Origin of the sequence: Paenibacillus sp. GbtcB18, from assembly GCF_019091125.1 — a bacterium.
Lineage (GTDB): Bacteria > Bacillota > Bacilli > Paenibacillales > NBRC-103111 > Paenibacillus_F > Paenibacillus_F chitinolyticus.
This window is the reverse complement of sequence record NZ_JAGXJX010000001.1, coordinates 636,821-661,050: the sequence shown is the minus strand read 5'-3', so window position 1 is coordinate 661,050 and position 24,230 is coordinate 636,821. Positions and strand designations below refer to the sequence as shown.

The 24,230-nt window shown below is 55.2% G+C and carries 18 protein-coding genes; 3 read left to right on the top strand and 15 right to left on the bottom strand.

The window, feature by feature from the left end; all coding sequences use genetic code 11:
- Positions 1–116: 116 nt before the first annotated feature.
- Positions 117–443 (bottom strand): antibiotic biosynthesis monooxygenase, encoded by a 327-nt coding sequence (locus KVT34_RS03225; protein ID WP_042227914.1) that lies wholly within the window; start codon positions 441–443, stop codon positions 117–119.
- Positions 444–695: 252 nt separating this feature from the next.
- On the opposite strand from KVT34_RS03225, the gene KVT34_RS03220 reads away from it, so the two are divergent.
- The 3 genes from KVT34_RS03220 to KVT34_RS03210 are packed head-to-tail and all read left to right on the top strand — an operon-like array spanning position 696 to position 4,407.
- On the top strand, positions 696–1,790 hold the full coding sequence (locus tag KVT34_RS03220; RefSeq protein ID WP_217556640.1) for an endospore germination permease: 1,095 nt from the start codon (positions 696–698) through the stop codon (positions 1,788–1,790).
- Positions 1,790–3,274 carry a spore germination protein gene (locus KVT34_RS03215; protein ID WP_217556639.1) on the top strand — a complete coding sequence of 495 codons (1,485 nt, stop codon included), beginning with the start codon at positions 1,790–1,792 and terminating at the stop codon, positions 3,272–3,274. The genes KVT34_RS03220 and KVT34_RS03215 overlap by 1 nt, the downstream gene beginning before the upstream one ends.
- Positions 3,271–4,407 carry a Ger(x)C family spore germination protein gene (locus KVT34_RS03210; RefSeq protein ID WP_217556638.1) on the top strand — a complete coding sequence of 379 codons (1,137 nt, stop codon included), beginning with the start codon at positions 3,271–3,273 and terminating at the stop codon, positions 4,405–4,407. The genes KVT34_RS03215 and KVT34_RS03210 overlap by 4 nt, the downstream gene beginning before the upstream one ends.
- 13 nt (positions 4,408–4,420) lie before the next feature.
- Here the strand turns inward: KVT34_RS03210 and KVT34_RS03205 are convergent, their stop codons facing one another.
- The 14 genes from KVT34_RS03205 to KVT34_RS03140 all read right to left on the bottom strand — a co-directional run bounded on the left by KVT34_RS03205 (position 4,421) and on the right by KVT34_RS03140 (position 24,228).
- A complete protein-coding gene (locus KVT34_RS03205) occupies positions 4,421–4,936 on the bottom strand; it encodes a DUF6886 family protein (protein ID WP_217556637.1) in 516 nt (171 codons plus the stop codon).
- A 25-nt stretch (positions 4,937–4,961) separates the two neighbouring features.
- Entirely contained in the window at positions 4,962–5,750 is a 789-nt protein-coding gene (aph(3')-IVa, locus tag KVT34_RS03200) for an aminoglycoside O-phosphotransferase APH(3')-IVa (RefSeq protein WP_217556636.1), read from the bottom strand.
- Between the two features lie 585 nt (positions 5,751–6,335).
- Positions 6,336–11,228 carry an S-layer homology domain-containing protein gene (locus KVT34_RS03195; protein WP_217556635.1) on the bottom strand — a complete coding sequence of 1,631 codons (4,893 nt, stop codon included), beginning with the start codon at positions 11,226–11,228 and terminating at the stop codon, positions 6,336–6,338.
- A 111-nt stretch (positions 11,229–11,339) separates the two neighbouring features.
- Positions 11,340–12,833 (bottom strand): extracellular solute-binding protein, encoded by a 1,494-nt coding sequence (locus KVT34_RS03190; RefSeq protein WP_217556634.1) that lies wholly within the window; start codon positions 12,831–12,833, stop codon positions 11,340–11,342.
- A gap of 97 nt (positions 12,834–12,930) precedes the next feature.
- The gene (locus KVT34_RS03185) at positions 12,931–13,854 is read right to left on the bottom strand and encodes a carbohydrate ABC transporter permease (protein WP_217556632.1); all 924 of its coding nucleotides are present in this window, start codon (positions 13,852–13,854) and stop codon (positions 12,931–12,933) included.
- A 16-nt stretch (positions 13,855–13,870) separates the two neighbouring features.
- Positions 13,871–14,827, bottom strand: a complete 957-nt coding sequence (locus KVT34_RS03180) for an ABC transporter permease (RefSeq protein WP_217556630.1) — start codon at positions 14,825–14,827, stop codon at positions 13,871–13,873.
- Positions 14,828–15,028: 201 nt separating this feature from the next.
- Positions 15,029–15,583: a hypothetical protein gene (locus tag KVT34_RS03175; RefSeq protein WP_217556629.1), complete on the bottom strand. Its 555-nt coding sequence runs from the start codon at positions 15,581–15,583 to the stop codon at positions 15,029–15,031.
- Positions 15,584–15,735: 152 nt separating this feature from the next.
- Positions 15,736–17,334: a response regulator transcription factor gene (locus KVT34_RS03170; RefSeq protein WP_217556628.1), complete on the bottom strand. Its 1,599-nt coding sequence runs from the start codon at positions 17,332–17,334 to the stop codon at positions 15,736–15,738.
- Positions 17,331–19,208: a cache domain-containing sensor histidine kinase gene (locus KVT34_RS03165; RefSeq protein WP_309244055.1), complete on the bottom strand. Its 1,878-nt coding sequence runs from the start codon at positions 19,206–19,208 to the stop codon at positions 17,331–17,333. The genes KVT34_RS03170 and KVT34_RS03165 overlap by 4 nt, the downstream gene beginning before the upstream one ends.
- Positions 19,169–20,743 (bottom strand): extracellular solute-binding protein, encoded by a 1,575-nt coding sequence (locus KVT34_RS03160; protein ID WP_217557237.1) that lies wholly within the window; start codon positions 20,741–20,743, stop codon positions 19,169–19,171. Before KVT34_RS03160 ends, KVT34_RS03165 begins: the two co-directional genes overlap by 40 nt.
- Positions 20,744–20,751: 8 nt before the next feature.
- Positions 20,752–21,867 carry an SGNH/GDSL hydrolase family protein gene (locus tag KVT34_RS03155; RefSeq protein ID WP_217556627.1) on the bottom strand — a complete coding sequence of 372 codons (1,116 nt, stop codon included), beginning with the start codon at positions 21,865–21,867 and terminating at the stop codon, positions 20,752–20,754.
- A gap of 161 nt (positions 21,868–22,028) precedes the next feature.
- Entirely contained in the window at positions 22,029–22,259 is a 231-nt protein-coding gene (locus tag KVT34_RS03150) for a DUF2188 domain-containing protein (protein ID WP_217556626.1), read from the bottom strand.
- A gap of 176 nt (positions 22,260–22,435) precedes the next feature.
- Positions 22,436–23,326 (bottom strand): non-homologous end-joining DNA ligase, encoded by an 891-nt coding sequence (gene ligD / locus KVT34_RS03145; protein WP_217556625.1) that lies wholly within the window; start codon positions 23,324–23,326, stop codon positions 22,436–22,438.
- On the bottom strand, positions 23,323–24,228 hold the full coding sequence (locus KVT34_RS03140; RefSeq protein WP_217556624.1) for an ATP-dependent DNA ligase: 906 nt from the start codon (positions 24,226–24,228) through the stop codon (positions 23,323–23,325). Before KVT34_RS03140 ends, ligD begins: the two co-directional genes overlap by 4 nt.
- Positions 24,229–24,230 lie beyond the last annotated feature (2 nt).

Here is a 24,230-nt window from a genome sequence, read left to right as displayed (position 1 = left end):
TGTTCCGTCTGCGGCGTTCCCACAGCTTTCCCTGCACTCGGAAGAGTCCGTGTTCCGGCGGAGTAACACCCATCCGAAACGGATATGTACATGCACGCGAGGTGCATTTTTGTGTCTTATTGGCCTGCTTTTCCGATCTTTCTCTTTTTCAGCTCATAGGAATTTACGCTGGTAGAAATAATATATTCGGGCTTCGGCTGTCCTCTGTTCTGGCGGTGCCCTTGGATATGCTCTTCGCTCTTCTCCCAGTTCTTCCAGGCCTCTTCCGATTCCCAGCGGATCAGGATCAGCACTTCCTCGTTCTCTTTCTTCGAACGATTAACCATCACACTGACGTCGATAAGACCTTCGCGGCTGTCAATGGCGCCTTCTTTACTGAAACGCTCGACAACCTGCTCGGCATTTCCTTTTTCCACTACGACGGATCTCGTTTGAATGAACATGAAGATACACTTCCTTATTTATGAAATATAGCTTCATTGTAATTGATAAAGATTATCATTGTCAATTTGATCCGTGCCTCTTTGCATCCCGCCAGTTACCGGTTCGTAGACAGCAGCCCTTGTCTATTTTTGACGTATTCCGTTCTTTTTCCTAAAACCTGTCCGGACAGGACATAGATTTACCACTATCTGCAAACCCTATGGATACGGCTGTGTAACAGCCCGTTATCACTTGGGGAAGGCGGTGGTCCTATGGCACAATCAGGCGGCAAAATATCGTTTTTACAGCTCGCCATGCTTCTTATGCTCGTTAACGGACTGATGAATCACGTTATTCTCAATCCCATTGTTATGGATGCTTCAGGCCGGGATGCGTGGCTCGTTCCCCTTTTCTCCGCCTTGTTCCTTGTCCCGTGGTGTCTTCTTCTCGTTTATTTCATGAAAAAGTCCAGGCAGCAAAAACTTCAGCCCTGGCTGGCGCAGCGAACGCATCCGGTCGTCTCCTGGATTCTGATTATCCCGTTGTACATTCAAATCTACCTGATCGGCCTGACGACGCTGCTGCACACGAGCATCTGGACAGTTACGAATTACCTGCCGGCCACTCCGCACTTCGCTTTAAGCCTAACTCTCATGGCGGTATGCGCGTACTGCGCGGTATCGGGACTGCGGACGATCGCGATCAGCGCGGGTGTTCTCCTGCCGTTCGTAGTTGTGCTCGGTTACTTCGTCATGATAACCAACATGCCCAACAAAGAATACGATCGACTCTTTCCCATGCTGGAGTTCGGCATGAACCCGGTTATGAACGGGATGATTTATGCAGGCAGCGGTTTTATGGAATTCGTTCTTATCCTTACCCTTCAACAGCACTTGAAAAGGAGAATCAAGAGCTGGCAGCTGCTCGTACTGGCCCTGCTGTTCATTCACATCATGCTGGGTCCCCTCGTCGGCGCCATCACCGAGTTCGGGCCTGAGGAGGCCGCGAAGCAGGCGGAATCGCCTTATGAACAGTGGCGGCTTGTCAAAGTGGGGGACTCTATCGAGCATGTCGATTTTTTCTCTGTCTTCCAGTGGCTGGCAGGAACTATGGTCAGAATCAGCTTATCCTTGTTTCTGCTCGGGGATCTGCTCCCCTTTAAGCGGGCGAAATACCGGAATCGCTTTATCGCCTGCATGGCGTTAAGTTACCTGCTCCTAACCCTGCTGCCGATTACCCAACAAAATCTGTATGAATTTATGCACCGGTATTACTTTCCGCTGTCTCTTATTGCGATACTGGGCTCGACCCTAATATGGACGCTTATATCCGTCACGACTAAAACGGGCAAGGAGGGGACTTCCTAATGGCGCAGAGCAGCAGCAATGCCGAAATATGGACAGCCGAACAGCTCAGTCAATTATTCAGCCAGAACGACGATGTCGTTCTGCTTACCCATACATTCGGGGAAAACGGCGCGAACGCTGCGGAAGTTCTTCTCCTGTACGGCGAGGCAACCAGCAACAGCCAGCTCATCGGCGAGCTGGTTTTGCCCGGGCTTGAAATGGCCTTTGACAGGGATCAAGGCTTCCCGACGGCCGGGACCGTCCTAAGCTCTTGTCTGCCGCTTCTTCCCTTTGCCGGTCCCATTACGGCCGATACGATCTCGGAGAGCTTGTTTGAAGGCAAGCTGCTGCTTATTTTCCCGCATCTTCGCTCGGCTTTCCTTATGAATATAAGCAGTTTGCCGGAGCGGATGCCGGAAGAATCCAATACGGAACTATCCATTAAAGGACCGAGGGACGGTTTCGTGGAAAACCTCTCGGTTAGCATCGCCTTAATCCGCAAGAGAATCCGCAGTCATACGTTGTGCTGCGAGAAGTTCGTGATCGGCCGAAGAACGAGAACCAAGGTGGCCTTGATGTACGTCCGGGACATCCTCTCGCCCGAAGTGCTCCTTGAAGTTCGCAGCCGGCTGGAGTCCATTGACGTGGACGGCATCTACAGCATTTCCCAAATCGAGGAGATGGTCACGGACCAGAAGTTTTCCCTGATGCCCCTGATGGATTACACGGGACGACCGGATTTTGCCGTCAGCGCTCTCCTCAACGGCCGATTCGTCCTGATTGTCGACGGCAATCCTATGGTGTTGATCGCGCCCTCAACCATGGCTATGCAGCTTAAATCGCCCGAGGATCTGCACAATAATTTCTACTATACGTCTTTTTCCCGTCTCGTTCGGATACTCAGCATTTTCCTGTGTGTGCTGCTGCCGGGCTTCTGGGTTTCGCTGGCCGCTTTTCATCAGGACCAGGTTCCGTTCAGGCTGCTCGCCACCATCACGATCGCCCGTCTGGGCCTGCCCTTCTCCGGGCAGTTCGAGCTCCTGATCCTCCTTATCCTGCTGGAAGTTTTCCGCGAAGCGGGAATTCGACTGCCCAGCGCCATCGGCCAGGTTTTGACCGTAGTGGGCGGCCTCATTATCGGCGACGCGGCCATTCGGGCGGGGCTCGTCTCCCCATCCGTAGTCGTAGTCGGCGCTATTACGGCCGTCAGCAACGCCACCCTGGTCAACCAGAACTTAAGCTCAGCCGTCAGTCTGCTGAGGTTTTTCCTGTTCTTCCTTTCCTGCCTGCTCGGCATGTTCGGACTTATCATGGGGATTATTGTGGTGACGGTTTATTTGTCCAAGCTGAGATCGTTCGGAGTCTCCTATCTGTCCCCGTTCTCGCCGCCTATTTACAGCAACTGGGTGCCCGCCTTTATGCGTCTTCCCTGGTCCTTGTTGACCGGAAGGCCCAAAAATCTGCATACGCAGGACAAGAACCATAAGAAGGAGGATAACCCGTGAGTATCGTGAAAAGGAGCGCCTGGCTGGGTATCCTTCTGCTGCTGACCGGCTGCTGGAACTCCAAAGATCTCCAGACGATGGCTTATGCGACAGCCTTGGGCATCGATTACGCAGACGGAAAATATATCACGTATGTCCAGATCCTGAACTTCTCCAATATTGCCAAAAGCGAAAACAACCAGGTCGGAACCCGTATTCCGATCTGGGTCGGCCGCGGCGAAGGGAAGACCGTATCGGAGTCGCTTACGTCCATCTACTCCACCTCTCAGCTGCGCTTGTTTTGGGGGCATGTCAAAGCCGTCATCGTAAGCGAAGCTTTGATGAAAAAAGGGCTTCCGGACGTCTACGACATGCTCAACCGGTACCGCGAGATCCGGTACAACATTTTGTTCTACGGCACGAACAAGCCCCTCGACAAGTTGTTGTCCCTGACGTCCATGCTTAATTTTTCGCCGATCGAGTCCTTATTGACGCGTCCCGAGCAGTACTTTTCCCAAAAATCATTGATCCTGCCCGTTTACGGGTACAAATTTATAGCCAATCTGAACGAAGCCGGCAATTCGACCATGCTGCCTTCGCTCACGGCCAACTCCGTCGTTTGGGAAGAGGACCGGTCGAAAGTTGCCTTATACGAAATAAACGGCGCTTATTTTTTCAACGGTACCAAATACACCGCCTGGCTGTCGCAGGAAGACTTGAAAGGAGCACGCTGGCTTCAAACGAAACTGGAGCGCACCCCTTTAAGCGTTCCCAAAGAGCATCCTATCGCCGCGCTTATTTTGGAAAATCCCAAATATAAAATCGACGCTCATGTCGCAAACGAAAAAATACGATTTACCATTTCATTGGAAATCAAAGCGTTTATCGACGAATTCCGGGAGCGCGCCACGGAAGCGGAAATTGAAACCGCAGCCGGGACCGCCATCAAAAACGAGATCCTCATGTCCTTCCATAAAGGAATCAACAAGCGAGTCGATGTCCTGAAGCTAAGCGAAACGCTGTACCGCAAGTACCCGGACGTATGGAAAACGCATTTTAAAGGAAAAGAATTTCCGCTGGACAAAGATTCTATCGAAAAAATTGACGTGAAGGTAAACGTCTCTCATTCCGGCAAGTATAAAGAGAGAAAATAGCGTAGGATTGAATCTACCCGGGAGGCTGCGCATTGCGGAAACGAATCACCGAGAAAAGCGAAACGGACGAAGCCAAAAGAGCGTCCCGCAAAGGGTTCAAATTCGGCACAATCCGCAGTTCGGCTCCCGTCGCCGCCAGCTTGTCCAGCAGATCCCCAACCGGCTCGACCGACACAGGCGTTACCGGCACTTCGGCCGTGTAATAGCCCGCTGTCGAATCAAGCAAACGGAAGTCCCGCTCATCGAAGGTGTACCGGTACAGAACCGTTTGTCTCAGCCGCTCCAGCCAAGCGCTCTCGGTCGCGATGACCGTATCGGAGGCAGCCGGCCCGAACAGCAGTCGCCTATCCTCCTCGCCGACATCGCCGGTTAACGTGTAGACGATGCGCGGGCACTCTCTCGGGAAGTAGTACAGATGCGCGTGGCCTTCGTCCACCGCCCAGACTACAGGCGGCAAATCTTCGCGCCCCGGCGGCTTCCGGGGAAGGAAAACCGGGATATCGGGTTCTTCGCTGAAATGATACAGCATCGGGCCGCCTCCTCTTCTCGGTTGTTCAAAAAAATTCATCCAGCCAGATGTAATACTCGACCTTCTCCTCGTCCAGCCCGTCCAATCCGTAAAGTTCCAGGAAGAGCGCCTTGTAGCGGTCGTCGCCGTAGTCGTGACGGAGGCTGCGGATCGCCAGGCTGATGTCCTGATAACGGTCCGCCACGCCCGCACGTCCGAGATCGATAAATCCCGTCAGCTTCTTTCCGGCGATAATCAGATTCGGTGCACAGTAATCTCCGTGCGCAAAAACCGAGTCTTCGGTTGCCGGCTTTTGGGCGATCAATTGCCGGTACAATTCCTCCGGCGTGCAATCGTACTCGTCTTTTATATCGGTCGGGTCCACCAGGCTCTCATCGACGATCCTTTTCGCATCCCGGAGCTTCTTCTCCAGCCCGTTCGACAGCGGACATTCGGTGATATCGAGGCCGTGTATGTTTCGGAGCCCTTCCGCGTACAACTTCACAAAAAGTTCCGGCTTCGCCTGGATCGTTTCGTGGGAGCCGTCTTTACCGGGGAGCGCCTCCATCAGCAAGTAGTCCATCCCGCCGTGTTCGGCCGTGTACAAAATTTTAGGGACCGGGAGCTTCCCGTCCAGCCAAGCGAGCGCTTCAATTTCGGGCCGGAGCGTTCTCCACCAGATACTGGGGGCGATTTTCAGAAAGGCGGGGGCTCCTTTGTATTCCTTCACATGATAGACGTGATCTCCGGAGTATCCGATTTTATTCACGGTTAATTCCGTCTGCCCGAGAAGCTCAAGAAGCTCCTCCGGCCAATTACGCGTATTTTCGTTCATTGGTTAGTTCCTCCTTAAAATTCGGCTGCATACGGATCTTGATCCGCCTGCACGGCCCGATTCGTCCTCCGGCCCTTCTCCGCTTTGAAAAATGTCCCGTCTTTAAACGGAAATTACTGTTATTCGCCGTTAGGAACAAAATTCCTTTTTAAGACCCAATTTCCAGATCTAAGATTTAGAAATCTTTAGAATAGGGCGGCTGCTCCTGTCTTGCTATACAAACGAAGCCGTTTACTCGAAAGCCTTTGTAACTCTCCTTCTCCGTGCTTTAGTTGCCGGCATAAGCCTGTCGCAAAATTATACCTAAAGTCTGATTCTGGAAGCAAACGGCGGGATCGGGGCAGCTAATCATGCGGCTTAATGGATCATAGGGGAAGGAATCCGGTCTCCGGAACTAAACCTATCTTCGAAACATCTCTGTCTGTCAACCTGTTATCGGCCGCGTTGTATCCGCTCACCCTGCCGGACGAAATTCGTGGATCGGCTGAAAACGGAATGTCAAAAAGGCGCATACCTGAGTGGTATGCGCCTTTCCGAGCTTATACCGGCACGTGTGCCGAACGAGCCTTGCATGTGCGGAAGCGCTTAGTTCACGAAACCGGCTGTCTGCAGCAGTCGTTTCAGTACAGCCACGCCTTCCGCACGGGTAGCCGTGCCGCCCGGCACGAAGCGCCCGTCCCCGCGCCCGTTCAGCAGGCCGGCTTCCACCGCCTGCGAGACGGCGCCCGCCGCCCAGCCGGAGATTTCGCCCCGGTCCGCGAAGTCCGCCGGCTCGCCCGCCGCGGAGTTCTCCGCCGTCCGGACACCGGCCAGCTTCATGGCGCGCATGAGCAGCACGCTCATCTGCTCGCGTGTCAAAACCTCACCGGGGCGGAACTCCCCGGTCTCGAAGCCGTCCGCGAGTCCGGCCTGTACGGCCGCGCCGACGGCACCGGCATACCACGCGTCACCGGGGATGTCGGTGAAGTCCGCCGCGGCCGGCGCCGGATCGAGCGCGAGGGCACGCGTCAGCAGGGCCGCGAACTGCGCCCGCGTCAGCGCTTCGTCCGGCAGGAAGGCGCCGCCTTCCATGCCGTCCACGATACGCTTCGCGGCCAGCAGCTCGACATCCTTGCGCGACCAGTGGGACGCAAGGTCGGAGAAGCTGACGTCGGAGGTAACCACCGCGTAGGTTCCCCCGCTTCTGTCGCGGATCACGGCCCGCTGCGCGCCCCCGGACGATTCGAAGCGGGACGGCACGAAGCGGAACATTCCGGTGGCCGGGTCCAGCTCCACCGCCGTGGCGCGGTCAGGATCAACCGCTCCGGGCAAGTTTACCGTTCTTCGGACGTAGCTTCCGAAGCCGCCGATTTCCTTCGTTTCGCTTCCGGTTTTCAGCGAAACGCGGAAAACAACCGGCATGCCCTGTACCTGCATGCCTTCTTTCGCCGCCCGGGCGGCAAGATCCGCGGTCTCTCCCGCTGCCGTCCTCGCGATCCCTACGAGCAGATCGAAGCTGCCGTCCGCGGGAAGGTCCGCGAGCAGCAGGCCGGCCGGAAGCTCGATTGCGCCGAGATGCGAGCTCACGCTGAGGATCGCGTCCGGCGATCCGGCAGCCGCCTTGCGGAGCGCCGAACCCGGCAGCGATACGATCCCCGCAGGCTCGCGGCCCGGGATCTCAAAGGAAAGGACCGGGTCCGCCTTTCCTTGAAGCGCCGCGATTTCCGCCTCCATCACGCGGGCATCCGCCGATACGAGCGTCGTGTTCTGCCCGTCGGAGCCTCTCGTCTCCGTCACCGACGTGCGCTCCGGGCCGGACGGGGCGGTTCCGCCTCCTCCGGCTGAACCGCCTCCGGAACCGGAACCCGTGCCGGATTCCGTGTCCGAGCCGCCGCCGGTGCTCCAGGAGGTTACGCTAACCCGGGCCGTAGCGGTATGGCCTTCGTATGTCGCCTGAACGGTGCCGCTGCCTTCTTTTAAAGCGGTGAGCCGCCCGGAAGCGTTCACGGAGACAACGGCCGGGTCGAGGGAAACATAAGCCGCCTGTCCCGTCACGTCCTTGCCGGAATTGAGGTATTCCGCGGTGACGGCCAGTTGGAGACTCTCGCCCTTGTTCATGCTGTACGTGCCGCGACCCAGTTTCAATGATTTTACCGCCGCTTCATCCCCGATGATCGTGACGGTTTTCTCATTCGTCTTGAACCCGTCCACTCGGACGGTGATGACGACCGGATTCGTTCCCGGACGGATGGCGGTATCGGCCTGGAATGTGCCGTCTTCCCGAAGCGCCGCCTCCTTCCCGTTTACAGTGACCGCTGCCTTGCCCGGTCCCAGTACGTCAACCTTGCCCCGGAGCGTCACTGTCTCGGCGGAAGTCCTAAGCCCCTCGTACGGCAGGAAGCCGCTGAGGGCCGCCGCTCTTACGGAGTCGCCGATCTCGTACGCATTCGCGACAAGCTGCCGCTTGGTGCGGATTCCGGAAGCGTCAAGCGTCGATACGACGAAACCGCCTTTCGGGATGACGCTGTTGGTCTCTTCCGGCTTGCCCCAGTTCCACGTCATGGCCTGGGTTTTGTTCGGCACAGCCGTTACTTTGCCGGAGCTGTCCACGACCGCTTCCACGCCGAAGCGGCTGTTGCCGGTCGAATAGCCGAAGGTGTCCGTGAGCACGCCGATATTATTTTCGATCAGATTGGTGTTGTAGTAGCTTCCCTCTAGGAACGAATCGGACGAGTCCGGAAGGGAGATGCCGAGCTGATAGTCTCTCACGTAAACGAGATTGCGCAGAGCCGCGCCGGCTACAGGCCAGTTCACCTGTGACGCGTCGAAAAGCATAAGCCCGTGCGTATTTTCCAGCCCCGCCTGGAAAACTTCCCGCTGGAGAGCCGGTTCCTGCACATTCGTAAGGGCGATGCCGGCGTAAAGCGGCACTTCCCCGTTCGTTACGATATTGCCGAGCGTAATATAATGCTCGATTTCGGGAGCGGTCGACTGATAGGCGCCGATCATAATAAAATCGAGATTTTTGACGTAACCGCTTTCATAGTAACCCGGCGTGTATACGGATTCGTCTTTCATCCGCAGACGCTCGTCGTAGCGGAATTCCGTGCTGCCCCAGTGTACCCCGTTCAAGTAATACGATTCGAACCAGGAGCCTACATAGGCGGATACGTCGATCTTTTTGCCTTTCTCGGCTTTATAACGGTCGGCCAGCTGCCTGACTTCGGAGGTAAAGCCTTTGATCGTTTTCGACCGGAATTCCCACCAGTCCCCGATAAGCGGACCGTCTTTGCGCTCGTTACCCGCGTAAGTGAACACGTCCTCCGGCCAGTTTTGAAGCTGTTTGCCGCGCGCGCCGAGGAACGATTCGAACTTGGCTTTCGTCAAATCACTGAAATCCGCGCTTTCATTATCATACCGGGCACGGTCCAGTACAACGCCGTCCACGTCGTAATTTTGCAGCACTTCCTCGATCGTTTTGAGTTGGAAGTCGCGCACCTCGTCATTGGACGGATTCACGAATGCGACCGCCCCCTGCTTGGCCGACTCGCGGAGACGTTTGATCTGCCCTTTGTCCGCCGCATTGTACACACGCTCTTCCCAGTCGAGATGGCTGTCCAGCAGCGCGTATTCATTGCTGGCGATAGATCCCTCCGCGAAAATGTTAAAGGCGACGTGAATATCGAGCCCCAGCTCACGGCTGTAGGTGATAAATTCCTGAAGCAGATCCAGATCGGGATTGGAGCCCGCTTTTTCAGGCGCTTTAATTGCGCTTACGTATGGACGGCCGGTCAGCGTGCTTTTCTTGTACGATACGTACCCCTCCACACCTTTTACGTCAAAAACGACGGAAGTCACGCCGTTCTCTTTCGCAGTCCGCAAAAAATTCCCCACATTGTCACTGGTTTGGAATTTCCTCGCGTTCGCGGCCTGATCGACCCACAGGATCACCTTCTTCTCGGTCGAAAAGCCCGGACGGCTGTAAACGACCAGATCCTTGGAGTCCTGCTCTTTGCCTTCCTTCGTAACCGAGAGGGCGAGATAATTGATGCCTTCGGCAAGCGTATACGAAGTTTTGAACTTTCCGTCCGGACCGAAAGAAATCGGAGTCCCGTTCACCGTTAACGCGATTTTCGAAGGATCGTCCATATTCGTAATCGTTCCGGATAGCTCGGTGGACGGCTTCGTCTCCGTGTACATCGCGTAATTGTCGAGCGTCAGCCGGGCAATCGGCCCTCCTGTTCCCATCAGATCTTTGACCGGGACCGCAAAGCCGTTCTTCCGGAGTTTGATCGCATCCCCGACTTTGAAATACGTCGCCAAATATTTCTTGATGTTTTTGCTGGCGTAGCTCGTGTCCTGCGCGACCAGCACATAGCCTCCGGGCGGAATTTCAAGGTCCGTGGGACCGGTCCAGGCCGGCGTTTTGCCGTCTATCGAAGGGTTGATGACCTTCGTCACTTTGCTCCCCGCATCCACTTGAACCGCAACGTTAAACTGGGGAACGGTAATCCGCGGCCCCCAATCGTTCGTGAAAAGCGCCACGGTGTCGTCGATTCCCGTGATATCCTGATCCACATACCCGATCGCGTGGCGCGGGCCTTCGATACTGATCGTAATGTCGATCGGCGCCGCCTCGACTTCTATCAGATCAGCCGGCTGCTGAGCGTCGTTATACGTAACCGTAACTGTGGACGAAACGATCTCCCGGCCGTCTTTCAGCAGCTTGACGGGAATGGCGTTCGTCCCCGCAGTCAGCCGGACTACGCTTTGAAAAGCTCCATCCGCCTTCAGTGCGGCTTCCGTCCCGTTCACGGTCAAGGAGATTCCCTGTCCGCTGCCGTAGCGGATCACCTGTCCCGATACCGTAAAATCAGGCGATGTAACCGTCGTGCCGGATGCCGTCACGAGATTCAGGCCCGGGTCGGGGTTGAGAAAATCGCCTGCATGCACAACTTGTCCTCCTTTATGTAAAGACACGGTATCTCCGGTTTTGTAATGCTCGAAAAGCGGCTTCCGGGTTACGGATGTCCCCCAGGAAGAATCGTTGGCTAGAAGTACGTATCCGCCCTCCGGTACGGGCAGGTTCTGGTTCTCCTCCCATGAGGAGCCCGTAGGCGGCACAACCGTCGGCCCGATGACGCGGATCACCCGATCGTGTTTATCCACGGCAATCGCCGTGTTCGTCTTCTTGACGAATACTTTGTCGGTTTCCGGCGAATTCGTCACCTGGGCTCCGCTCGTAAACAGGGCCACATAGTTCGTCTTCTGGGGCGGCGCATCGACATTGACGTTGATGTGCCCGACCGGCAGCCGGAACGTACCGTCCTGCGACAGGATGTATACATCGTCCGTCACACCGGCGGCGGCTTGGGGCCGAACTCCCCCGCTCTCTTGCCCGAGACTTTGTGCCGAGGCTTTTCCCCATGCGGGAGTAAGCAAAGAAATCACCAAAGCGATAATCATCATCCCATTCCACTTGCGCAGCAAGCTTTTCATAGCGGCTCCCTTCTTTCTCTCAAAGTGTAGAGTCGAACCCGGCCGGGGCCGGTGAACAAAACGGCAGCCGCTCGTAAGCCGCTGCCGGATGTGAATGATTCTGGATGTGTGTTATTTTTTTGCGCTTTTGAACCACTCGTTTGCCGCTTTAATCATCGCATCGCCGCCATCGGCCTTCCATTTGGCCAAGAATTGATCGTAATTGGACAGCGGATCCGCTCCGCTAATAAATTTCAGCATGCTGTCGGTCTGGTACTTGTCGAGCTTCTGCTTGTTTTTGGAGATGTCCGCAATCGGCGGCGCCTTGGCAAGCGGATCGGTGACTATGATGCCTTCGGCGTTTTTGTTGATCTGTTCGAAGAACGCTTGCAGAACGGGATCTTTACGCACACGGGCCTGCCAGTAGTCCGGATATTTCTTGTAATCGACACCCGTCAGGAAACCGCTTCCATTGTTAAGCTCGTCGTTGAACTTCGGCAGAATCGGGTAGTATTTGCCGTCTTTAATCTCATGATGTTCGCCCTGCTTGCCGATGGCAATTTCGATGAAATTATCCGGCTTCAGCTTCAGATCCAGAAACTTCATGGCATCTTCCTTATGCTTGGAAACCTTCGGAATGGTGACGAACCAGGTCGTGTTCGCTTTGACGAACGTGGACGCTTTGCCGGATTTGTCTTTCAGGAAAGGAATGATGGCCGTTTTCGCGTTCGGATCATTCTTTTTAAGCGCTTTTTCCGTCGTTCCCGCGTTCCAGTAAGCCTGTTTGAAAATAGCCGCTTTGCCGCTGGAAAACTTTTCGATCGCCTTGGCGCTCGTATTGATCGGCATTTCCTGATCGATCAGGCCTTCTTTGTAAAGCTTGTTCATGTAAGTCAGGAATTCTTTCATCGCCGGTGTCTCTACCTGATGGATAAGCGTTCCGTTCTGGTCCACCCAGTCCGTAGTGACGCCGAAGGCGGCGCCGATATCGCCGATAATGGATTCCTTCGAGTCTTTGGAACCTGTAAGCGGGGCGATGTTTTTCTTTTCCTTGATCGTTTTCAACACCGTGTACAGCTCATCCGTGTTCGTCGGCGTTTTCAGACCCAGCTCATCCATCCAATCCTGGCGGACAACCAGTTCTTCCCCGACCGAAAGACCCGAGCCCGTTTCCGGAATGGCGTAAATTTTGCCGTTTACCTTGGCGCTTTCCCACGCAGCCGGGTCGATGGCCGTTTTAATGTTCGGAGCGTACTTTTCGAGCAGGTCGTCAAGCGGCTCCAAGGCACCCGATGTAGCCAGCTTCTCGAATTGAGGCGCGCTCAGCTTCATCACGTCGTATTCTTCTTTGTTCGCCATCAGCAGGTTCAGCTTCTCATCCGGATTTTCCGCCGGAAGCATCTCGTAATTGACCGTATAGCCCGTTTTCTCCGTAATCGTTTTGGCGGTGAATTCTTTGTTTGGATCGAAATTGCCGTACTGCATAAGCTGGCGCATGGCCGGCTTGGCTCCTCCTGCCGGTGCCGGCGAAGTACCGCCGGTTTGGGTCTCTTTTCCTCCGCCGCATGCCGCCGTCGTGACGCCAAGCGCTGCGACTGTGAGCAGAAGCGCTGCTTTTTTTAACATAGATGTAAACCTCCCTTTTAGTTGAACAACAAGACCGAACCGAGATCCGCAAGCCTCAAAAGAAGGGCCTCACCGCCTTTCAGGATGGAGTGTCGTGTTAGCCTTTGACGGAGCCGACCAGAACGCCTTTCACGAAATATTTCTGCAGGAACGGATAGACGAGCAGGATCGGCAGCGTGGCCAGCAAAATCGAGGCCGCCTGAATCGACTGCGGGGTCGTATTCATGGAAGAATCCAGATTATTGTTCCGCAGAAAATCCCCGGTGGACGAAATGAGCAGTTCTTTCAGAAACAGCTGCATCGGCTTCAGACTCGGGTTTGTAATGTAAATCATGGCGGCAAAATAATCGTTCCAGAAATACACCGCGAAAAAGAGTCCGATCGTGGCCAGTACCGGCATGGAAAGCGGAAGCATGATGCTGAACAAAATGCGCAGATTGCTGGCCCCGTCCATTTTCGCCGATTCCTCAAGGCTTTCAGGCAGCCCTTCGAAATAGTTTTTGATGATGAGCATGTTATACACGTTCACCATGGCCGGCAGGAAAAGGGCGGGCAGCGTGTTGACCAGATTCAAGTTCTGCATGAGCAGGTACATCGGAATGAGCCCGCCGCTGAACAGCATCGTGAAGATGAACGCCAGCAGCAGCCATTTCCGGCCCCGCAGCCTTGTTTTTGAAAGCGGATAAGCCGTAATCGTGGTCAGAAAAAGACTGAGCAGGGTGCCGACGATTGTGATTGTGATGGATATTTTAAACGAATTCAGGAACATCTGATCCTGCAGCACGTAGGCGTAAGTGCTTAGCTGAAAGCCGACCGGAAACAGACTGACCTGCCCGGATATGACAGCGGATTCATCGCTTAGCGATTTGGAGATCAGGTTAAGGAACGGCAGCAGCGTGGCCAGTCCGAACAGGATAAACAAGGTGTAATTGATCAGATGGAACAGCTTCTCGGACCAGGTCGTCCGGGGTTTTCTGCGTTTGTGCGGCTTTACGGCAGGCAGGGCTGCGTCTGTATTCATATGTGTCTCTTCCTCTCTACCAGATTCCGCGCTGCAAATATCTGCGGCTCAAATAATTGCCGGTGATGACAAGCGAGAAGGCGATAACCGATTCGAAAAGTCCGACGGCGGTCGTAAAGCTGTAGTCCTGGTTGCCCAGACCCATCCTGTATACGAACGTGCCGATCACGTCGGAAACGTTGTAAACCGTAGGGTTGTACATCACGAGAATTTGTTCCGTGCCCGCTTCGAGCACAGAGCCCAGCCGGAGAATGAACATCAGCAGGATCGTCGGCAAAATTCCGGGCAGCGTAATGTGCCAGATCTGCTTCAGACGCCCGGCGCCGTCCATTTTGGCGGCTTCGTAAAGCTGGGGATCGATCGTCGAGAAGGCGGCGAGGTAGACGATAATGCCCCATCCGGTTTCCTTCCAGCCGGCCGACGTGACAAGGACGCTGCGGAATACGCTGCTGTCCATGAAGAAGGCGATCTGTTCCAGCCCGAGGCTCATCAGCACTTTGTTGACAAGCCCGCCGTTTGTGGACAGCAGGTCGATGAAAATTCCGCTGACGATGACCCAGGACAGAAAGTGCGGCAGGTAAATGACCGTTTGGATGGTGCGCTTGAACAGCATGTTTTTCATTTCGTTCATCAAAATCGCGACGACAATGGGAAGCGGAAACAAGATGACGATTTTCAACAGAGAAATAATAAGCGTGTTGACGAAAACACCGCCGAACTCCTGCGAGGTAAACAATTTCTTGAAATGCTCGAGTCCTACCCACGGGCTGGCCGCCATTCCGTCGAAAATATTGAAATCCTTGAACGCGATGACGAGGCCGTACATCGGCGTGTATTTGAACAGTAAAACAAACAAGATACCCGGCACGAGCAGCAGATATAAATCCCAATCCTTGCGGATATCCGAACCCAATTGCCTGGAATAACTTTGTTTCGACCGGGAGACGTTTACTTCAGAAGCAGGCTGTCTCATCGAATCCCCCCTTATGCGCTTTCGCTTTTGTATGTATTAAGTTTAGAACCTGCGCGAAATCCGTAGTAGAGGACACTCATTACTATTTGTGGTACTTTCATGGCGGGCTGCTGCTTCCGAGGCCGTTAGAGACCGGCAAAACAAGCAAACAAAAAAAAGGCCGTCCGGCCGAAGCCGGGCAACCTTTCTCAATCCGAATGCTTATATAAAAGCGTGAATCAGAAATAATACGGCAAACGCCAGTCCCGAACTCAGATGCCAGGAACGGTCCCGCATCTTATAACGGAACAACCCGGAAACCGGGACGGGCAGCAGAGGGGCAAGCGCCAGAAGTCCGCTGATGTTATGAAAATCCCATACGAATCCGTACATGAAAACGGCAGCGATATGAAGAACGATCAGTCCGATCGCGATCAGAGCGGCCGGCGTATACCATTTCCGGACAAAGCGGGATAAAGCGACTGCGGCTTTTTTCAACGGGCTCAAGCGATCCGGAAGTTTTTTCCTCAGCATAAAAAGCAGAACATAGTTCGCCAGGACGAAGAAAAGAACAAGCCTGGCCAGCGAGCCGTAATTTTTAAAAATTCCTTTAAAACCGCGTGTATGGTAGCCGGACTGTTGGAGCAAGTACAGCATACCCGCCAGCACGAGGACGCCGGTGAGCAGCGCAGCGGCATAGACCCGCTTTCGTTCCTTTGCGGGTATCAACTCGTTCCATGCCCGTTTTTTTCTAACCGCATGAAGGATGGTATTCATTTTCGGCAGCTCCCTGTAGTACGACGTTTTCATCAAGACAACAGGGCGGCCTTAAACGAAGCTAAACACAAGATTAAAGTTTGCTGAGCGTGCGGGTAAACAAGCATGTCTCTGAGGTTCCGCCTGCGAAGTCCCGGCCGTTCCCCTGCGTGTTACGGCTTCATTTCGCCCGGAGTAACGCCCCAATATTTGCGGAACACTTTCGTAAAATAGCTGACGTCCCGGTAGCCGACCAGCCTGGCCGCATCGTACACCTTGGCGCCTTCCAGCAGCGCCGCCTTGGCGCGGTCCATTTTCCGTTCCAGCACGTACGTGGAAAACGCGACACCCATTTCCTGCTTAAACAGTCGGCTTAAGTACGAAGAATTGACATAGAGCCGGTCCGCCACGCTGTGGAGGGTGATGTCGCTGTCGATCTCCTTCTCGACTATGGACAGGATCGTTTTCACGACCCCGTGGCTCGTCGTTTTGCGCTGTTCCTGCAGATAGGCCGTGTAATGGAGCACGGAACGCTCCAGCCAGGCCCGGATCTGCTGCTTCGTGCTCAGCATCGTGACGTCCCGATAGTACGGATAGTCGTCCTTCGCGACATCACGCACGCTCCAGCCCTGCTTATGAATGAGCCGGATCATAAGGCTCGTCCAGTACATCAGCGCTTCGTGCATGCCCGCAGCGGTCTCCGTTCCTTCCATCGCCTGATCCCACAGCTCCGAGAGGGTATCCATGGCCTTGTCCTCGTCCCCGGTTTCGAGCGCGATCTCCAACGTTTTCTCCAAGCCAGGAGAAAGCGGAACCGACGAGCCCCCCGCCGGCTTGTCCCGGTACGGAACAGCGATGTCTGCCCCGTACACGATGCGGTCCTGCAGCGCCTGGTACGCCTGCGCGTACAGCTTGCTGATCTCCGTGAGGCCGCCGGTTCCCCCGCTGATTCCCGCGCTGCAGGTAACCTTCAGGCATTCCTTGGCCTGGGAGAGCAGCTTCACGACCGCGGCATGGACGCGGAGCATCACGTCGTTGGGCGAATCGTCCGCCGGCATGGCGAAGAGCACCAGCGTGTACCCGCTTGCGTCCGTGTTCACCCAGCACGAATGCGGCTGGAGAAATTCGCGGGCGACACACTGCAGCGAGAAGCGCAGCAGCGGCATATCCCCGCTTTTGTAGCGGGGCTCCTCCGGACCGAGAGGATCGACGTCGGCTACGGCTACGGCGTACTGCATGCTTTCATCCAGATCGAGCAGATAGTCCCTGCTGATCTTGCGGATTTCCCAGAGGGCGTACTTGCCCCCGATCAGGTTTTGGAAAAACGCGCTCTGCAGCTGGGGCAGATGCTCCGACCATTTTTCCTGGAGCTCCGCCTGGTTGTGCCAGCGCTCCAGTTCCTGCCGGAGCTGTTCGGCTGCGCTCAGAACCGCTTCCAGAATTTCCCCGTCCCCTGCGGGCTTAAGCAGGTACTGGGAAACACCGGCTTCGATCGCTTTCTGGGCGAAGCCGAAATTGTCGTGCCCGCTGAGAATAATCATCTTCACGAAGGCATCCTTCTCGCGCAGCTTGCGGGCCAGCGAAAGTCCGTCCATCTCCGGCATCTGGACATCGAGCAGCACGATGTCCGGCTTTTTCCGCTCGAACAGAAACAGCGCTTCCGTCCCGCTCGCCGCCTGGGCAATCACTTCGATTCCGTTCTCTTCCCACGGAATATTGTTTACGAGCGAAGTGCGCAGACGCACTTCATCCTCGACGATCATGACATTCATGTTCCCGTCTCCTCCTTGTAGTCGATCATGCTGTCCGCGCCGGGACTGAAATCTTCTCTGCAGCGGACCAGGGGAAGCTTAAGCGCCGTGCAGGTGCCCCCGCCTTCCGCGCTGTCGATGCTCAGCTCCGCGCTTCCGCCGTAATACAGCTTGATCCGGGACACCACGTTCCTGAGCCCGAACAGATCGTCCACGCCTTCCTCATCCAGCGAGTACAGCTTGCCCTTGCGCCTGTGCAGCTTGCCCAGCTCCTCTTGGATATAGGCCAGCCGCTCCTGCGGGATGCCGCTTCCGTTGTCCTTCACTTCCAGCACAAGAAACCCTTCCTCCAGCCGGGAGGAAACAACGAGGCGGCCCCCGTCTTCTTTTCCGTCCATACCGTGGAGAATAGCGTTTTCCACCAGCGGTTGGAGCAGCAGCTTGAGAAGCGGGACCCCTTTCGCCGCGTCTTCTATCCGGTACTGCACCTCGAAGTTTTCGAGAAACCGGATCTGCTGAATCCGGATATAGTAATGCAGGTGCGCGAAGCTTTCTTCCACCGAAAAAACTTCGCGTCCTTTGTTCAGACTGAGCCGGAAAAACCGCGACAAATTCAGCACCATTTCACTGATTTCGTCCGCCTCGTAGTTTTTGGCCGTCCAGTAGATGGAGTCGAGCGTATTGTACAGGAAATGGGGATTGATCTGCGACTGCAAAAATTTCAGCTCCGTCTTGGCCAGCCTCAGCTCCTGCTCGTAATGATCCTCGATCAGATGCTTCTGCTGCTGGGCCATCTGGTTGAACGCCTCCGTCAAATAACCGAATTCGTCCCTACGCCTGTTTTCCAGCTGAATGTTCAGCTTGCCGCTGCCGAGCCGCTTGATTCCGTGCGAGAGCTTCTGAAGCGGCGATGCGATACCTGTGTAAACGATCCAGGAAATCCATAGCGCGAGCAATATACTGATCGTAATAATGCCGTACGTATACAGCTTGACCTGCTCCGTTTTGCTGTACAGCTCGCTCTTCGGCTGCATCATCGTCAGCTTCCAATTGGACGTGCTGGATGTAATCGTGACCGACAGCATGTCCGGTTCGGAGGGCAGGTATTTGTCCCGGGTTTCCCCTTCCTGGCTGATCCCCGCGATCAGGTTGTTGTTGGCATTGGTCAGATAGATCTTAGTCTGTGGTGAAGGAAGCAGCGGCTTGATGAGATTGAGCAGCCTCGTTTTGTTCAGCGTGACAAGTAGTACGTTCTGCTCCCGCAGAGGGTTGTACAAGTCCATTGAGCGGACCAGGGTCACGCTGTCCGAATTCATCAACTCTCCGAAGGTGGTGCTACCATATATGGTTTCGCCGGGCAGCATGTACAGAATACCCGTGCCGTTTCGGAGCGTCATGCTATGCATATACTCCTGCTGGCTCTTATCCAGGTACCTCGGGCCGTAATTCGTGGAAAACATCCTGGTAGACGGATAATGGTAAATGGAAATCTGGGCGGCAATGTGATTGATGGAGTTCATGTTAGCCAACTGCTTCATCATTTGCGAAAAGTCCATCACGGCTCGGGGAGTCAGTTCCCCGCCGTTGCGCGACAAAGTGCCGATCAGCTCTGAGTCCGTCGAGATCAGTGTAGACAGCTCCTCGACGCTCTGCAGCGTCAAATCGATGTAGTCCATCGCGGAATTCAAAGCCAGCCGTGATCTTTCCGCAGCCTGCTCGACGAGAATCTGCTGAGAACGCTCATTGGCGAAGAGACTCACCAGCACGAGCGGCAGCAGAATGAGCAGAAAGTAGCAGGTCAGCCGGACTTGTATATTCCGCTGAAACTTGTCCCGCAACCAGCGCAGCGTCTTCCTCATCGCGCACCCTGCGGGATGCCCTGCTTCTTGTACCACTCGTTCACTTCCCGGGTCATGTCATCTCCGCCTTCTTTCCTCCACCGTTCTACAGCCGTTTCGAACGAGTCCAAAGGCTCGACGCCCACAATGATACGAACGAAATGCTCCATAAGTTCTTTCCCCTTGATGTTGTAGTATTTGCTCATCGACGGGGTGGGCGAGCCGTAGAAGGCGTTCGGGATGAGATGGCCTTCGATTCGCTTTAAGTTGTCGTATAAATGAAAATCGCCCAGAGCATCGAGCCGTATTTTCGAAGTCTCTTTGTCTTGAACATCCGCCATCGCCTGATAGATGCCACGATACAAATGCTTGTCGTGTTCTTCGAAGTTGATCACCATCTTCCCGTTTTGCATCGACCAAATTTCATTTTCGAAACCCAGTTTAAGTGTCTTGTAGCCGTCGCCCGCAATGAAATTTAAGTACCGGATTACGCCCTCCGGATTGGCACTATCTACCGGAATTACGTTATACGAACGGACGAGGTTGGTCGCGTAGACGCCGCTATGCCCTTCCGGACCTTTAGGGAATTCCAGCGGAATCCAGACGGCGCGGGGGTCTTTCTGCATATTGGCGGCGATGGGCCCCCGCGTATCGTACCAGGCGGCCGAGAACAGACCGACCTTGCCGTTCTTGATTTTATCCATCATGCTAGGATTGCGGTTGAGCGGAAACTCGGGGTCCAGCAGCTTTTCTTGGTACAGCTTGCGCAGAAAAGCGAGCGCTTCTTTCGTCTCCGGCAGCGTACTCGTGTACGCAAGCTCCCCGTAACGGTCCGCCCACTGATCGAGCTGCACGCCGAACGCTCCGAAGAAAGGCGCGGAACGGACCAGAGACTCGCCGAACGTCAGCCCGATCGTGTCGTTAATCCCGTTGCCGTCCGGGTCGTTCAGCGTAAATGCGCGGATCACTTTGTAGTAATCGTCCAAGGTGACGGGCGGAGCAAGTCCGAGGCGGTCCAACCAGTCTTTGCGCACGTACATCAGCTCCAGCCCCTTCACTTCGTTCAGACTCGGAACCGCGTAAATTTTGCCGTCGACGGTGACCTGATCCCACGCCTCTTTCGGAATCTTCTCCTTCAGGTCTTTGCCATAGCGGTCGATCAGCTCGTCCAGCGGCATCAGTTTGTTCTGTCTGGCGTTATCGTTCATCCATACTTTATCGGAATAATTAATCAGATCCGGCGTGTTGCCCGAAGCCATGATGACGTTCAGCTTTTCGGGATAAACATCCTGCGGCGGCAGGGTCACCTTAATGTTCAGTCCGGTGTTTTTTTCAATATAGCGCAGATAAGGATTGTTATTCTCGTCCAGCCCCTGGGGAAAGCTCATCCCGATCGTGTTCGTCACAATCGAGATGGAATCGGCGGGAGACGCGGTACCGGTCGGAATAAATCCGCCCCCGGCCGTCTCCGGCGAACGTTCACAACCTGCGGAAGCGGCGGCCAGCGCCCCCAAGAGGAGCGTACTTCTCAGCAATGCAAGCGAACGAAGCGGACGAAGGGAACGGTTGCCGAGTCGGCTCGATATGCGCATCCGCTGTCTCACTCTGCCTGCAAGCATCGGTTGAATACCCCTAGAAGTCCGTCCGCCATCCGTTTAAAACCGAGATCGGTCGGGTGAATCCCGTCCACCGTACACTCGTCCCCGTCTTCCCCGAGAAGCGCCGATCCGTCGAAGAACGTGATGAAGGAGTCCCCCTTCGCGATCCGGTCCTCAACGGTCTGCCGCTGTATGGCCCGCCGGTCGTCCAGCTTCTTGCGGACATCAGGGTCAAACCCTGCGGCGGCGAACTCGATGCAGGAGACAACGAGAATCGGAACTTCGGGATGCTTTTCCCGGTACAAGTCGATAAAAACCGGCAGTGTGGCCCGGATGCTCTCCGGCTCGCCCGTGTTGGCCTCATAATCGAGGACCAGCAAAGCGGGGTTCCCGATCTCGCGGATGACCTCTGCTACTTCCGGCTCGCCTTTGCCGCTGCCCGAAAAACCGAGATTGATAAACTCCCGGTTGATTTGCCGGCTCAAAATGCCGGGGTAGCTCATACCCGGCCGGTTCGCGCAGCCGCCCTGGGTAATCGAGGTGCCGTAGATGATTATCCTGCCCGGACTTTCATAGGGAAGCGGTTCCGCTACACGGGCATCCTCGTCCGTTCCGATCCAGACCTCCTCCACCCCTTGATAGAGAGGAAAATTCAGCGTGATGTGCCGCATCTTTTTCTCCTCAAACCGGTAGAGCCGGGACGTGTACTCACTGTCTCCCGGCTTAAAGGAAGCGGTTGCAACATATCGCTGATTGCCCGGTTCCCCGATGTAGCAGTCGAACCCGCACTGGCCCAGTGCCGTCATATGAGGCATAGCGGCATGGCCGCCAAGCCGGACGCGGACGGACAGCTGCGCCGTATCGCTACTAAAGCGGATCTGCCCGCCCGCCGTGCAATCCGCGAGCCGGTCGACCGCCTCGGGCAGTTTGCGGTCCGGACGTACGGGAAGTCTCCGGTACCGGCCTTCCGTTTCCAGCCACGGAAACCCCGAAATCCTAAACGGAGCCCGGCGCGGATCATGCCACACGGCTGCCTCATCGGTCGTCGTATCCGTTTGTAAGTTCCGGTCGTACCGGGCGATATCTATTTTTGCCGCTTGCTTCACTTCCACTTCCATCACTCCCCCGTTTGGTTGAAAGGTCTTTCCTTAAACTTACCTTCGACATTCCCAACGTGTAAAGAGGTTTTTGCAAATCCCGTTTCATCAAAAAAATCCTTTCTCCGGTTTGGAAAAAGGATTGCATGATTTTTTGTTTCCGTGGAATCCGCTTTGGGTAATCAACCCTTCGGCGGAAACGGATCGTTCCCGTAGCTGTTGGATTCCGAAATTTTGCCGTCCCGGTTGTGAATTTTGTGCTCCGTTTCTCTCTTCTTGGCTTCTTCTCGGCCCCTTGCCTGCGCTTCCTCTTTCGTGTCATGATGGCTGAATTTCTTCCCGTCGCGCTGATTGTCCCAGCCGCCTTCGGGGCTCGGCGTCGTATGTACGGAAGCCGGTTCATGTTTGGACATCGGAATCCCCTCCTGTTTTTTATGATTTTACTTACCCTAACTTCCGGTTTATTACTCACCGGGCTGTCCAAACAAACGCAACCTGGAAACTAGGCCTGGAAAACCAATAGGCCCAAAGTGCGGAAGCTTTTCCGTTTCGGCATAAACCCGGCCCAAGCAAGTTTACCGTCGGTCGGTCAGCGGATAAAATCAAGCACCTGGTCCAGCGACTGTTTTTCTTCCGCTGCAATAAGATCCCCCGTCTTGTCCAGCCGTTCCTCGATCGTAAGCAGGGTAAACCGGTTCGGGCTTATACCCCGGCGGACCTCATCCCAGGTCAAAGGCGTCGAAACAGTCGCTTCCACCCTGCCGCGGGGCGTGTACGGCGCGGAGAGGCTTTTGCCGGGAGCATGCTGGACGTAATCGATATAGATTTTCTTTCCCCGCTCTTTGATCAGCCGCTCGACCGTGAACAGCCGGGGGTGCTTCTCGGCCAGATAGTTCCCCAGAAATTCTCCGACGGACCGGAGCTGATCGAACGTATACCCTTCGCGGATCGGAACGAATATCTGAACCCCCGTCGCACCCGACGTTTTAGGAACCGAGCGTACGCCCATCCCTTGGAGTGTTTCACCGATAATCGCGACGGCTTCCATGAGCCTAGGCTCGTCTTCGAAACTCGGATCGATATCCAGCACCCATTCCGCAGGTTCTTCACCCCCGATATATTCGAACGAAGGATGAAATTCCAGCGCGGCCAGATTACCGAGCCAAAGCAAAGTGGACAAGGAGTCCAGGTGAATATAATTAACGCCTCCGTGGGCAGCGGTTTTCACGAATTCAGGCAGCTTGGAGGGCGCGTTTTTCTGGTAAAAAAACTTTCCCCCGACCCCGTCCGGATAACGGATCGTGGTCAGGTAACGATTCCGGCAATAGGGAAGCAGGTACGGCGAAAGCGCGATCAGCTTCTGCAGGTAAATCACCTTCGTAATACCCGCTTCGGGCCAGAGGAGCTTCTGCGGGTTCGATACCGTGATTTCGTTTCCGTCGACCGTGACGACTCCGGATTCGCTTGAACTTGGACTCATAACGTCATCCCCTCCAGCGCCATCAGTTTGGGATGCCGCAGCAGGCCGCTTTCCGTCACCTCGCGTCCCGTAACAAGGATCGGCAGCGGCTGTTCCAGCCACAGCACTTCGGCACTTCGCAAACCTTCAGGCGTCCCCATGAAATAATCTTCGATGATCCGCCCGGTCTTGAGGCCGCGGAGCTCGCGCTTTACCCGCTCGTTCAACCCGGACGAGACACGGCCGAAATAACGGCCGTCGCGGCTCATCACGAGACTGGCCACCCGGCCTTCCTTGAACAGAATGCCGACGGCTTGCACTTCGAGCCGGACAGCCCTTTTGCGCTTGAACCAGTCTCTGTGCTCTTTTCCCTCGCGGTAGGGACTCCCGGCACGCTTGGCAATGACGCCTTCCCATTCGTTAGCGGTCACCCATTCCCACAGCGTCCCGGCGTCCACGTACAGGTCAGTCCGGTAAAGAGGCGGCTTCCAGTCGGCCGCAAGCACTTCCAACCGCCTGAAGCGTTCCCTGAAAGGAATGCCGCGAAGATCCTCATCCCCGATTTGCAGCACATCGAAAAGCATGTAATGAACGGGTTCGCGGGCGACCGCACGCCGGATTAAAGCCGGATCGGTCAGTTTGTCACGCTGCTGCATTTTCTGGAAGCTGGGCCGTCCGGTTGCCGGGTCAAGAATAACGGCTTCTCCGTCAAGCACAAAGGTTCCCGTCAACTTCTTTAGCGCTTCGATCAAGTCGGGATAGTTCCGGTTCTTTGATAACATTTTTTTGGAGAAAAGCTCCACTTTCCCGTTATCCACAAAAGCAAGCATCCTGAATCCGTCCCACTTGAGCTGGTATAGCCATTCATCGCCTTCAGGCAGCGTATTCGTGAGGATGGGCGACATCGGCAGAAATGGCTGCATAA